The sequence below is a fragment of the Streptococcus sp. HMSC034E03 genome (assembly GCF_001811505.1).
Classification (GTDB): domain Bacteria; phylum Bacillota; class Bacilli; order Lactobacillales; family Streptococcaceae; genus Streptococcus.
In genome coordinates, this window is sequence record NZ_KV804998.1 from 5,358 (window position 1) to 18,722 (window position 13,365).

8 protein-coding genes and 1 tRNA gene are annotated in these 13,365 nt (G+C 39.3%); 1 reads left to right on the forward strand and 8 read right to left on the reverse strand.

Features of this window, described 5'->3' with window-relative positions:
- The 7 genes from HMPREF2805_RS08965 to HMPREF2805_RS08995 all read right to left on the reverse strand — a co-directional run.
- A partial coding sequence (locus HMPREF2805_RS08965) for an SIALI-17 repeat-containing surface protein (protein WP_075232232.1) occupies positions 1–3,137 on the reverse strand: 3,137 nt, incomplete at its 3' end.
- 375 nt (positions 3,138–3,512) lie between these two features.
- Positions 3,513–4,496 carry an acetylxylan esterase gene (locus HMPREF2805_RS08970; RefSeq protein ID WP_075232233.1) on the reverse strand — a complete coding sequence of 328 codons (984 nt, stop codon included), beginning with the start codon at positions 4,494–4,496 and terminating at the stop codon, positions 3,513–3,515.
- A gap of 436 nt (positions 4,497–4,932) precedes the next feature.
- Positions 4,933–5,859, reverse strand: coding sequence for an ATP-binding cassette domain-containing protein (locus HMPREF2805_RS08975; RefSeq protein WP_049502741.1), 927 nt, complete (start codon positions 5,857–5,859; stop codon positions 4,933–4,935).
- A gap of 10 nt (positions 5,860–5,869) precedes the next feature.
- On the reverse strand, positions 5,870–6,937 hold the full coding sequence (locus HMPREF2805_RS08980) for an ABC transporter ATP-binding protein (protein ID WP_075232234.1): 1,068 nt from the start codon (positions 6,935–6,937) through the stop codon (positions 5,870–5,872).
- Positions 6,938–6,945: 8 nt separating this feature from the next.
- Positions 6,946–7,872, reverse strand: a complete 927-nt coding sequence (gene oppC, locus HMPREF2805_RS08985; RefSeq protein WP_049528229.1) for an oligopeptide ABC transporter permease OppC — start codon at positions 7,870–7,872, stop codon at positions 6,946–6,948.
- The gene (locus HMPREF2805_RS08990) at positions 7,872–9,368 is read right to left on the reverse strand and encodes an ABC transporter permease (RefSeq protein ID WP_049528232.1); all 1,497 of its coding nucleotides are present in this window, start codon (positions 9,366–9,368) and stop codon (positions 7,872–7,874) included. The genes oppC and HMPREF2805_RS08990 overlap by 1 nt, the downstream gene beginning before the upstream one ends.
- A gap of 65 nt (positions 9,369–9,433) precedes the next feature.
- The gene (locus tag HMPREF2805_RS08995; RefSeq protein ID WP_075232235.1) at positions 9,434–11,413 is read right to left on the reverse strand and encodes a peptide ABC transporter substrate-binding protein; all 1,980 of its coding nucleotides are present in this window, start codon (positions 11,411–11,413) and stop codon (positions 9,434–9,436) included.
- 180 nt (positions 11,414–11,593) lie between these two features.
- Here HMPREF2805_RS08995 and HMPREF2805_RS09000 point away from each other — a divergent pair.
- Positions 11,594–11,664, forward strand: a tRNA-Cys gene (locus HMPREF2805_RS09000).
- Between the two features lie 86 nt (positions 11,665–11,750).
- Here HMPREF2805_RS09000 and HMPREF2805_RS09005 read toward each other — a convergent pair.
- Complete coding sequence (locus HMPREF2805_RS09005; RefSeq protein WP_075232236.1) at positions 11,751–13,082, reverse strand: hemolysin family protein; 1,332 nt, start codon at positions 13,080–13,082, stop codon at positions 11,751–11,753.
- Between the last annotated feature and the right edge of the window lie 283 nt (positions 13,083–13,365).

Genomic DNA, 13,365 nt, shown 5'->3' on the forward strand with positions numbered 1-13,365 from the left:
ACTGCATTCACACCGCCTTCGAACTCTGGACTCTCTGCCTTAGCTCCTTCTTCGCCATTGACACCACCTTCGAATGCTGAGATTTCATGAACCGCCGCTTGTCCTTTTGAAGTTTCCACTGGAATATATTCTGGAATTTCATGAACGGCTGCTTCCTCGCTGTTCACACCACCCTCGAAGTCTGAGACTTCATTGACTGCTGCTTCAGCACCATTCACACCGCCTTCAAATTCTGGGACTTCGTTAATAGTTCCTGGTGGATTTTCTTCAACCTCTATTTCTGGAACTTCATGAACAGCTGCTTCTTCGCCGTTCACACCACCTTCAAAGGCTGGCACGTCATGAACGGCTGCTTCCTCACCGTTGACGCCACCTTCAAAGGCTAGATCCTCATGAACTGTACCTTCACCATTGACTGCGCCTGTAAATTCTGGAACTTCATGGATTTCTGCTTTTGCGCCATTTTTCCCACCAGGGACTCCTGCACCTTCAAGACCTACAGGCAAATTATGCATGCTCTCAATGGCACCATCAATGATTTCTGTAATTTCTTGACCAATATCTTCCTTGCTAGCTGCAAATAACAAGGTTTTTGAATCATACTGCGTCAAGAAGGTAGCAAAATTCCCATTTGCCAGTTTAAGAACTGGTGGCTGATTCACCAATACTTCAGAATCAAATTCTAAAGCGATGACATTTTTGCTCATCTCTACAGCATTTTTCACAGTTGCTTTTGTTGGAGAAATTCTATCCTTGCTTAAGAAATCCCAGTTGAATTTCTTATAAGACAAGGTGTATTCATTTTGAGTGGCAGTTGCATGCTCATAAAGCAAACCAAATTCACCATTTCCAAGATCTTGCAAGGAGTTATAAGCAAATTTACCGCTTTGAATAGGATTGTGCTTGAGCCAAGTCAAATCTCCGTTAGCTTCCACTTGTGCCAAGTGTACCAAACCATTGTAACGTCCTGGACCACCTGCGTTGCTGAGAACGATATATTCCTTACCATTTTGTACAGTGTGAATAGCAGACATTTGAACGTAGACATCTTTGACATCCGCATAGCGCTTCACATCTTTTTCCCAAGTTGCTCCGCCATCCTTACTTGTAGCAACCTGCAAATCTCCTGACAATCCACGCATGAAGAGTTTGAGGTCTCCGTTGTTCAACTGAACAACAGTTGACTCCGTATTTTGAGCACCTGGATTATTCATGGTTGAAGAGTGAATTGTTTGGTTACCTACTGGGCGGTTATCATTGACAGCTTCACCAGCGTGCCAAGTTTCACCATGGTCATCTGAGTAAATGACGCGTGAAGACTGAGAACCACTTAGGTAGGATACGTTATTTGTAGTGTAGGCAGGGATAACAAGACGCCCTTTATGAGGTCCTGAATGTAAGGCAATACCTGTACCAGGTCCAGTACCTAAGAAATGCATCCAATCCTTACGAATACCGTATGTAATATCTTTTGGTGCAGACCAAGTTTTTCCATCGTCATCACTATAAGACATCCAGAGATAGTTGGTGTTTGAAACTCTAAAGATATTCTTGTCGCTATAATCGAAGTAGACATTACCAATCAGTTCTTCACCTTTATACAAATCACCCTTATCACTATAGGCTGGTTTCTTAGGATCAACTACAACACGGTATTCTGTCTTTCTATTTTCAGGGTCAAAGACTTCACCATTTTCACGGATTGTATAACGTCCTGCTTCACCTTTTTTGTACAAAACTTGGTAAACCTTATCTCCAATTTGCTCATAGGCTTGTGGTGCTTTTCCTGGTAAATCTCTGACAGCTTCACCTTCTACGAACATATCAAAAATAGAGAAGATTCGCTTAGTTTTCGGATCTTGGACTAAAGCCATGTCGATGTTAACTGGTGATCCCGCATGAGCTCTTCTTGCATTCTCATTATCACGAGGATTTGAGATGACAATTCTATCTCCCCACGTTTTGCCCTTATCATCACTACGACGAACAACCATACCGATATCGCCCCAGTCAGAGTGATGCAAGCGTCTCTCATCTGCACCAGCAATCAAGGTTCCTTTATCAGTTTTCAGCAGGGCTGGAATACGGTAGCTTGCGATACCATCTTTATTTGGCTTGCGGTTCTCACCACCTTCAAAAACATCCAGTTTATCAGTAACCTCTGCTCCTTCAGGAAGTTTCTTCTCCAACTCTCCTCTTTCAAAAAGTTGGCTACGTTTTTTAACTTCTTCTTGAGAAAGAGCACGATCATAAACCGTTAGATTACGGACTTTAAGATTAGAACCCCAGAAGTTTTTGCCTGTACGTTTCAATGTACCAATTTGCATACGGTTGACATCTGGCATATCTTGGATGAAACGACCAGACTTAGGACTTGTGCGCGACAAGACACCATTTACATAGACGCGAACCTTACCATCGGGTTGATCTGCATTTGGTCTTTCCACTGTAAAGGTTACAGAGTTCCACTCACCTGGCTTAATCTTCAGAGGAGCATCTTTATAATCTCCATAGAAATGATTTCCATTGGCATCACGACCTTCAACGATAGCTGTGTTATTAAGGATGGCCATGGTAAAGTATTCATTTACTTTGGTATCACTAGAAACCGAGAAAAGACTGTATAAATTAGGAGCAGACGCATCTGGCTTAAACTCCATATGGATGGTCGCATTTTGAAGTTTTTTAAGCTTGTCGAGCTCCTCTTTCATGTCAACTATTTGACCGTTTGCACGATTCGTTTCAACATCCTCTTTCTCAATAACAGTATTGACATTTTCTAACTCTCTTGCATAAAAGTCACGAGGAATGTTTCCAACTTCTTCTTCGTCTTCACTATCTGTTCCTGGAGTTTCACTTGCCGCTTCTGTTCCTGTTGGTTTTTCAGCCCCTGGGTTTGCTTGCAACTCTTCACGGTTGACTTCTGTTCCACTATTACTTACTGTAGTTACTGGATCTGCAGGTTTCTGATCTAGATTAGCTAGACTTCCTGTTTCTGCTTCTTTGTTTGTTGTTGCTTCTTGGGCCAAGACCGGAGTAGCACCAAAAACAACCGCTCCAATCACTACTGAAGCTGCTCCAACTGCAAATTTCCGAATTCCGTATCTCTGTTTTCTATCAAAATTTCTCTGATTCATGTTTTCCCTTCCATTTTTATAAAAAGTTAAGCGCTTTCTTTTTTGTTTAAAATTTTTAGCCACCGAGGCTAAAGTAGCAAAAGAAACTGATCTGTTCAATGGGAGTCCCCATCCTTTTTACTGTGAACTACTGTTGCATGACATAAATTTCCATTTATATGAAGAAATACAACAGATTTTGCTCCTTCCATAATTGATATCACACCTATTATATAATAAATATTACAAATTTTAGTCAAATCAATCCATAATAGATTTTACTTTCAAAAATATTTGGAAGAATCAAGCTATTTAAAACTACTTTCTTACCATCTGAATACATTGAAGAGAACCCTGTAATTCATTCAAAATCACAGGGTACTTCTTCCTAATCCTTTATTGACCTACATAGGTAAAGGGGATCTCACTGCCACACAACCAGTTGTAAACTTGATCATTGACATGAACATTCATGGCTTCGTGAGCATATTCAGGCATGATACGATAACTCTTTTCACAAGTCAAACGGTTGTAAATAGCAAACTGAGTGATTGGATAGCAGACATCGTCATCAAGTCCAGTAATCATCCGAACTTCCCCCTTAATACGATGGGCAAGATTTTTTACATCGATATAGCTAAGTGTTTCCATAATCTGCTCTTCAGTCTCATGGAATGGATCATGGAACTTAAAGTAACGAAAGAGCTCATCATAGGCTTCGCTAGTATTTCCAATCTCTATCACTCGTCTAAAGTCTGACAAGAATGGATAAATAGCTACGGTTCGCTTAATCCGTGGATTTAACCCCGCAGCCACCAGAGCCAGCGCTCCTCCTTGAGAAGCTCCATAGCTTGCTAATTGGCCTTCATCCACTTGTGGGAAACTAGCTACAATCTCAACTAATTGATAAATATCAAGATAAACATCCTTATAGAAGAGTTGCTCTTTTCCTTCTACTGCACCACGAATGATTTGGCCCTTAACTGTATTTCCGAGAGGTGAGCGCAAGCCATCTTGTGAGTAACCAGACTGACCACGGACATCCATAGATACAACACCATAACCAGCGACTGTAAAGGCCAACATATCTGTCCAATCCCAACAACGTCCCATATAGCCATGGAAGTGGAAAATGACAGGTACTTTCTTTTCTGATTTTGGTAAGACCACTCTCGCATAAACGAGCCCATCACGTGTACCTTTAAAAGTTAGCTCATAACACTTCACATTTGGAATACGAAAATCACGTTCCTCTAATTGGTAATCTGGCAAGACCGAAACCTTCTCAATCTCCCCATCCCAAAAATCGTCAAAGTCTTGCGGAACTTCATCTCGCCCTCTGTAAGTTTTCATTTCTTCTATTAGTGCTGGATTTCTCATAAAACCCTCCTTAATTTTGTAACCGTTACCATAACTCTAGCACATAAAGGAAGGCAATGCAAGACTGATATTTTAAATAGAAAGTGATTTTAATTTTGAAGATTCATAAAAGCTTATCTGAAAGTAGTTTTATCCATTCCATTCTGTATAAATTCAATACACTTTCAAAGAATAACAGCTTCTTTGGTCTCTCCTCCAAGAGTCATTGAAGACTAGGCTTATACTCAAATCCAAACTAGGTCAGCTTTATCTGCAACCTCAAAGCTGTGCTTTGAGCAACCTGCGGCTAGCTTCCTAGTTTGCTCTTTGATTTTCATTGAGTATTAGTATGTTTTCGGGTATATAGTTGTCTATCTTTAAACTAGTTTTTTTTGCAAAAACAAAAAAGTTTCATAATCTTAATAGAACTGTTCTACCAAGATTACAAAACTCTTTCTTATTTCAAATCTTTTTTATAGCGTTCCAACTCTGCTTGGTTTGCCCAAACATAGTGACCTGGACGAATTTCTACCATAGAAGGTTTATCAGTTTCATAGTCATGTTGATCTGGATCATAGACTTTCAAAACTTTTTTACGTTCCAAGATTGGGTCTGGAATAGGAACAGCTGATAGAAGTGCTTGCGTGTATGGATGAACTGGATTGTTAAACAATTCTTCAGTTTCAGCCACTTCAACAATGACACCCTTATAAATTACCGCGATACGATCAGAGATGAAACGAACCACTGACAAATCGTGGGCGATAAAGAGATAAGTCAAGCCCAATTCCTTCTGGAATTTCTTAAGTAAGTTCAAAACTTGGGCACGCACAGAAACGTCCAAGGCTGAAATAGGCTCATCCGCAATAACGAAGTCAGGTTGCATAACCAGGGCACGGGCAATCCCAATACGTTGACGTTGACCACCTGAAAACTCATGTGGGTAACGTGTCAAGTGTTCAGCCAAAAGTCCCACTTCACGAATGATATTTTGAACTTTTTCTTTTCTTTCTTCTTCATCTTTAAACAAATGATAGTTATAAAGACCTTCAGAAATGATATAGTCAACCGTTGCACGTTCATTCAAACTTGCAGCAGGGTCTTGGAAAATCATTTGAATACGACGGATTAATTCCGAAGCTTGTTCACGTGATTTTTTACCATTAATTTTTTTACCTTCAAAGATGATATCACCTTTGCTAGTATCATTAAGACCGATAATAGCACGACCAATTGTTGTCTTACCACTACCAGACTCTCCAACAAGTGAGAAAGTTTCTCCTTTGTTAATAAAGAAGTTCGCATTTTTAACAGCGACAAACTTTTTGCTTCCTTCACCGAAGGAAATTTCTAAGTCTTTAATTTCTACTAATTTTTCAGACATTTCCTTCCTCCTAGTCCTCAAGATGTGTAAAGCCCATCTTTTCACGAATCTTGTCGTGTAAATCTGCAATCACCGATGGTTTTTCAACTTTTGGAGCTTGTTCATGAAGCAACCATGTCTTAGCCCAATGAGTATCAGATACTGCAAACTGAGGTGCTTTTTCCTCGAAGTCAATCTTCATAGCATAATCTGAACGAAGAGCAAAAGCATCTCCCTTCAATTCAGTATAAAGCGATGGAGGTGTCCCAGGGATTGAGTACAATTCACCTTTGTCATCCGCAAGTTGAGGCAAGCTTGACAAGAGGCTCCATGTATATGGATGACGTGGGTCATAGAAGATTTCTTCAACAGTACCATACTCGACGATTTCACCAGCATACATAACCGCAACTTTATCAGCGATACTTGCTACAACACCTAGGTCGTGGGTGATAAAGATTGTTGTAAAGTGGTATTCGTGTTGAAGTGACTTCAACAAATCAATTATCTGTGCCTGAATGGTCACGTCAAGAGCTGTTGTCGGCTCATCACAGATAAGAATGTCTGGACGACAGGCAAGAGCAATCGCGATAACAATACGTTGACGCATTCCCCCAGAATATTGGAAAGGATACTCGTCAAAACGTTTCTCAGAATCTGGAATACCAACTTTATTCATATAGTCAATAGCCAATTCTTTAGCTTCTTGAGCAGTCTTGCCTTGGTGTTTAACAATAACTTCTGTGATTTGGCTTCCGATTGTCTTGATTGGGTCTAGACTGGTCATCGGATCTTGGAAGATAGTTGCAATCTTCGCACCACGAATACTTTCCCATTCTTTATGAGAAGATAAGGCTGTCAAATCTTGTCCACGGTAATTAATACTACCTTGTGCAATACGACCATTTTCTTCCAACATTCCTGTGAATGTTTTTGTCAAAACTGATTTACCTGAACCTGACTCCCCAACTAAGGCGAGGACCTCTCCCTCAATCAAATCGATGGAGACACCTCGAATAGCTGTCAAAATCTTGTCACGAACATCAAATTCCACGACAATATCTTGAGCAGTCAAAATTACATTTTTTCCTTTTATCATGTCTACTCCTATCTATGTGTACGTGGATCACTAGCATCCGCTAGGTTTTGACCTACTACGAAAAGGGACAAGGATACCAAGACCAAAGTTGTCAATGGAATCCAGAAGAGATATGCATTGGTTGTTACGTTCTGAGAATAATCTGAAATCAAACGTCCCAAACTTGGTACTGTGATGGGCAAGCCAAGTCCAAAGAATGATAGGAAAGCCTCATATGAGATAAAGGCTGGAAGCATTTGCGACGTACTCGTAACAATAACAGATACCAATTGGGGCATAATGTTTTTCACAATAATCTTATAACTTGGTGTTCCCAAGGTACGTGAAGCAAGGTTGTACTCTAAATCACGGTAACGTAACATTTGGATACGAATTGAATGGGCAACACCAATCCAAGTGGTTACACTCATGGCAAAGATCAAGTTCCAGAAACCTGCCCCGATAGAGTAAGTCAAAACAATAACGATCAAAAGTGATGGAATATTGTTGATAACGTTGTAGACTTCCATCATGATACGGTCAACTGATTTTGAGATCCCCCAAAGTCCACCAATGACAACACCGATAAAAAGGTTAACAAAGGTAGCAATAACCGAAATCAAGATAGAGTTACGAGCCCCAAACCAGACACCATCAAAGAGAGATTTACCATTACTGTCTGTTCCAAACCAATATTCAGCATTTGGCTTAATGTAACGAGCGCTAAAATCGTTTACCTTACTTACATCATTAAAGTCAAAATCAGAAAACATTGGGTAAATGAAACTCATCAAAACAATTGCAATCAAGATACCTAGCATGATTACTGTTGATTTCTTCTTCAAAAACTGTCTAAAGACAGAACCCCAGTATGAGTAGGCAGGAGCATCAATTGCTTCAGAGGCATAATCATCACGTTTTACAAACTGAAATTTTTCATTACTAATTGTAGACATTATTTGCCTCCTTTCTCTGTCAATTTAATACGTGGGTCAATAATCGTCATCCAAATATCACCAATAAGGTTTGAGAAGATTGAGACACAAGTGAAGATAAAGACAAGACCAACTACCATATTATTGTTTGAAGCCTTTACAGAGTCGATCAACATTTTACCCATACCTGGGAAGGCGAAGACTGTTTCTGTAAGAGTTGCTCCACCAATAACACCAATGATAGCACCTGGAATACCAGAAACAAGTGGTACCATAGCATTTTTAAAGATATGCTTATCAGAAATCTCTTTCTCAGACAAACCTTTTGCACGAGCAAAACGAACGAAATCTTGTGATTGCAAGTCAATCATATAACGGCGAATCCAAATTGCCATAGTAGGTGCTCCTAACAAGCCCAAAATCACAGCAGGAAGGACATAAGAACGCCAATCACCAGCACCCAAGATTGGGAATGAATCTGGGAAGCCGATTGAAGAACCAATCAAACGAATAATATAGACTAGGGCAATCGTTGGAAGAGCCAACAAGAAAGTTAGAGTCCCTGTAGCGAAACTATCAATCCAAGTGTTTTTGAAACGAGCCATTGCTGAACCAAGAGGAATCGCAATCGCGTATGAAATCGAAAGACCAATCAAACCAGTGATAGCAGAACTTGCAATCATAGATGGATACTGATAGTTGCTCTCAGTAGCAGTATATGGATCATCTTTACCGTAGTTCGCTACTTCACGAGCATCAGCTTGACTCGGAGATTTATAAGTTCTTGAGTAAATGTTAACTGATGATGTTTTCTTACCAGTTGGGAATTGGACTTCAGAAGTCTTTGTTTGTCCTTGTCCTTGTGTAATAACCTGAAGTACAGGAGTGTTAGCGTATGTTGGGTAAGAATCTCCTAGGTTCAAGTTCACAAAGTTTTGGTGAACAAATGGGAACTGACTATTGAAGTACAAGAGGTATTTATGTTTAGTACCTGAACCCACAAGAGACCAGCCGATAGCAGGGTCATTCTCAAAACGCAAATAACGCTCTAAGTTTGGATTTTCTGGATCTTGAATCTTGTTTGTATGGTCAATATCAAGCAAGTTTGCATAGAATTTGAACACACGTTCAAAAATTGGAATTTCACGTGTAGCGTAGAATTGTCCACTCTCTGTAAACTCACCTAGAGTCCAACCATTACCAAGTTGTTGGATATATTTTTCATAGATAGCTTTATTTGTATCATTTGCATCTACTGTAACAGAAGAATCAATGCTACTAGCTTTTTCCTGCAACTCTTTCGTATCGTAATATTCGATATAACCCATACGCTCAAAAACGGTATTTTCATAGTTATCACGTTTATCAGCCGTTGTTGCAATTTTATTGTAGTTAGTATCTTGTTTGAAGATCAACTTCCGTGGAACCATCGTATAGATGATTGTGTAAATCAAGGTCGTTACTAAGAAAATAGAAACCAACGACCGCAAGATACGCATAAAAACATATTTTTTCATATTATTTCCTTTTAAATCCCAAAAGAACCTTCTCCTTTAGGAGAGAAAGTTCTGATGAGCATTATTTATTTCACATGACTCGCTAACTCTTTTTGAGCTTTTTCATTTGATTCAGCTTTTTCTTTGAGCCATTTTTCACGAGCTTCTTTGTACTCCTTGGTTGTTACAGTGTTAGCTTGCAATTTAAGGTACTTGAAGTATACATCTGAACTTTTATCACCAGATTGAGTGTAAGAGGCTGAGAATGGTACTACACGAGAGATAACTGGTGCCGCTCCTGAAGATGACATAGCTGGAAGGAATAGTGAGCTATCTGTCAACCAAGCTTGAGCTGCTGCATATTTCTCATAACGTTTATTAAGATCAGTTGTTTCACTACCAGCTTCTTCAAGCAACTTGTCGTAGTCTTTCAAACCAACTTGAGCAACCGCTGGGTTTGATGGATTATCATAGCCCATGTAAGTTTTTGTTTGCTCGCTATTACTTGTTTGCAAGATATCAAGGTAAGTTGATGGATCTTGATAGTCTGGATTCCATCCAACAGCTCCTGATAGATCCCAATCCTCAGCTGCTGCATTCGGAGCATAATAAGTGATGTTAAATAATTCATCCTTTGTTACTTGTTGAATGTCGATGACTACATTTTCTTCACCAAGAACTTTTTCAACAGATTGTTTAAAGGACTGAATACGAGCAATGTAGCTCTTAGCAGTTTGGTCAACTGGAATATCCAAGTGAATTGGGAATTTCACGCCATCTGCTTCCAAAGTTTTCTTAGCTTTAGCAAATTCTGCTTTTGCTTTATCAGCATTGTAAAGACCATCTTGCCCATCTGCAAAGTTTACATCTTTCCACTCATCACCATAAGAAACAACTTTCTCGGTAACCAAGTCACCGAAGGTTTTTTCACCCGCAGTAACAAAGTCTGGTTTTACAAATAGGTTACGAACAGCAAGGGCTGCCCCATCTTCACCATTAAGTTGTGCAGAGTATGATGTCCGATCAAATGCAAAGTTCAAAGCTTGACGGAAGTCTTTATTAAGAAGGGCTTTCTTAGTAGAAGTCTTTTCTTCGTCAGTTGTTTTTGATGTATATTTATAGCTTTGACGGTCAATATTAACACCCAAACCAGCAATACCAGCTCCTTGTGGAGTATAGTAAATATTGTCTTTGTATGTTTCTGCTATTTTAGAATAATTTGAACTTGTTGGGAAGAGACGGGCATAACTGTATGCACCGCTTGTAAAGTTACGTTCGATTGATTCTTGGTCTGAACCATCATAGAACGCAAGCGTCACAGTGTCTAAGTGAACATTATCTTTATCCCAATATTGCTCATTCTTTACAAACTCAACAGAAGACTTAGCAGTCAACCCTTTAAGCAAGAAAGGTCCATTGTAAAGCAATGATGTTGGATCTGTTGACTTACCAAAGTCTGAGCCTTTTGATTTTTCAAATTCTGCATTCAAAGGCCAGAAGATTGCATAAGACATTTTAGAGTTCCAGTATGGCTCTGGTTTGTTCAAAGTGTATTGAAGAGTGTAATCGTCAACAGCTTTTACACCAACAGTTGAAAAGTCAGTTGAGTTTCCAGCCACATAATCTGCCAAACCTTTTACAGAATCTTGAGCAAGATACAATGCTTCTGATTTCTTATCAGCTGCGTGTTTCAAACCTGTAACAAAGTCTTTTGCAGTTACTTCTGCGTATTCTTCACCATCAGATGTGAGCCATTTTACACCTTTACGAATCTTATAAGTGTATGTCAATCCATCTTGAGACACTGACCAGTCTTCTGCAACTGCAGGAGTAAGGTTACCATATTTATCATTTGTAAAGAGTCCATCGATACCATTTGAAGTGACAACTTTTGTACTTTGTTTACCAGAGATAAGGTAGTCCAATGTTTCTGGATCAGCTGTATACACATATCCGTAGGCTTTTGGAGCCTCAGCATTAGATGATTTTGAAGAACCGCAAGCGGCGAGAACACCTGTTGCAAGTAGGGCTACGCCTGCTACTGCAAAAATCCGACTTTTTTTCATATTACTTAACTCCTCTTTTGAAATTAATAAGATAATGCTTATTATACCACAACCGCTCAAAAAAGTAAACGAATTTTCAGAATATTTTGTCGCATACCTTTTGCAAACAGGAAAACTTACATTTTCAGAAAAGAAACTATTGACGAGATTTAATTTAAAAGGTATAATAATAAAAGTTAAGGCGGTATAGCCAAGTGGTAAGGCACGGCTCTGCAAAAGCTTGATCGTCGGTTCAAATCCGTCTACCGCCTCTATATTATCAAAGGCTCCTACAGGAGTCTTTTCTTTTTGACTACTAAAAAAGCTTTATCAGTTCTGCTCTGATAAAGCTTTTGTTCTATTCTGTTTCTTCTTCTGATTCGAGTTCTTGAATTTGAACCTTCAGCTTGGTCACACGACCATTTTTGACTTTGTCATTAGTCAATGTAATATGTTTGTTTGCACTTTCCAATTCATAGCTAAGTTTTTCAGTTGTTGGAATAGTCCCTACACCAGTCAAATAATAACCAGCAATTGTATCTACATCATCACTTTCAAGTTCAACATCGAAATAACTATTGAAGTCGTTCAAGTTCATCGTACCTTGAACAATATAGGTATTCTCACCAATAGTATGAACGTAAACCTCAGCACGGTCAGTTTCGTCATCAATCTCTCCGACAATCTCCTCAAGAAGATCCTCTAGTGTAACTAGACCAGCCATACCACCATACTCATCCAAAAGGATTGCCATCTGTCTTTGAGTATTTCTGAACTCTTTTAATAAATCATCCACAAAAATCGTTTCAGGTACAAAGAGTGGATCTTGTAAGATTTGCTTCCAGACGATATTGTCAAATCCGCTGACAAAGGCTTCTTTAAGGAGGCTCTTGGTATGAACCAAACCAATTACATTGTCCTTGTCACCATCATAAACAGGAATACGAGAAAAGTTCTGTTTCAAGATACTTTGGATAATAGTTTGAGTATCATCCTGAATATCTACCATAAAGGCATCTGTTCGAGGAACCATGACTTCACGTGCCATGAGCTCGTCGAGTGAGAAAATCCCCTGCAACATTTCAATTTCATCAGCATCCAAGGTTTCTTCACTCTTAGTTAGCATATACTCAATCTCATCCCGAGTCATTTTTTCATCTGCATCGTCAAATGTCATCGGTGTCAAACGACTCAAAAGGTTAGTTGATGCGGATAACATCCAAACAAAGGGACTCACAAGCTTACCGAGACCAATGATAAACGGTACTGTTCTGATGGCCAAGGCATCCTTAAGATTTAGAGCAATTCGCTTGGGATAAAGCTCGCCAAAAACGATAGAAATATAGGTCAAGAAAGCTAATGATAAGAAGCTAGCTACCGCATAGGCAGTCTCGCTATTTCCCATCCAAGAGGCAATCAACTCTCCAAGTGAATCGGCTAGTTTAGCCCCTGACAAGATCGTAATTAAGGTGATACCAACTTGAATTGTTGATAAAAAGTGATTTGGGTTTTCAAGTACCTTTAGTAAACGGATATAGCGTTTATCTCCCTCTTCAGCTTTTTGCTCAACACGTGAACGACTAAGTGAAACCATGGCCATCTCTGTTGCAGAGAAAAAGGCATTTAAAAAGGTCAAAACAACTAATAAAACAAATTGCAGTAACAAATCCTGACTGCTCGGGTCTTCCATTTTCCTTCTCCTAAAAAGTATAATTGAAACTATTATACCATATTTTCCAATTTCTACACATTAATTTTTAATTTCTATGATACAGGGTTGTGGAATAGAGAACTGCAACCCAAGTTTCGATGCCCTAGTTCCAGCCTTGTGAATCTTCAAAAAAGCTCCTTATACTCAATGAAAACCAAAGAGCAAACTAGGAAGCTAGCCGCAGGCTGCTCAAAGCACTGCTTTGAGGTTATAGATAAGACTGCCGAAGTCAGCTCAAAATACTATTTTGAGGTTGCAGATG

Coding starts and splice junctions, on each gene's coding strand:
- HMPREF2805_RS08970 (WP_075232233.1), bottom strand. CDS start 4,496: ATGAGAAATCCAGCACTAATAGAAGAAATGAAAACTTACAGAGGGCGA.
- HMPREF2805_RS08975 (WP_049502741.1), bottom strand. CDS start 5,859: ATGTCTGAAAAATTAGTAGAAATTAAAGACTTAGAAATTTCCTTCGGT.
- HMPREF2805_RS08980 (WP_075232234.1), bottom strand. CDS start 6,937: ATGATAAAAGGAAAAAATGTAATTTTGACTGCTCAAGATATTGTCGTG.
- oppC (WP_049528229.1), bottom strand. CDS start 7,872: ATGTCTACAATTAGTAATGAAAAATTTCAGTTTGTAAAACGTGATGAT.
- HMPREF2805_RS08990 (WP_049528232.1), bottom strand. CDS start 9,368: ATGAAAAAATATGTTTTTATGCGTATCTTGCGGTCGTTGGTTTCTATT.
- HMPREF2805_RS08995 (WP_075232235.1), bottom strand. CDS start 11,413: ATGAAAAAAAGTCGGATTTTTGCAGTAGCAGGCGTAGCCCTACTTGCA.
- HMPREF2805_RS09005 (WP_075232236.1), bottom strand. CDS start 13,082: ATGGAAGACCCGAGCAGTCAGGATTTGTTACTGCAATTTGTTTTATTA.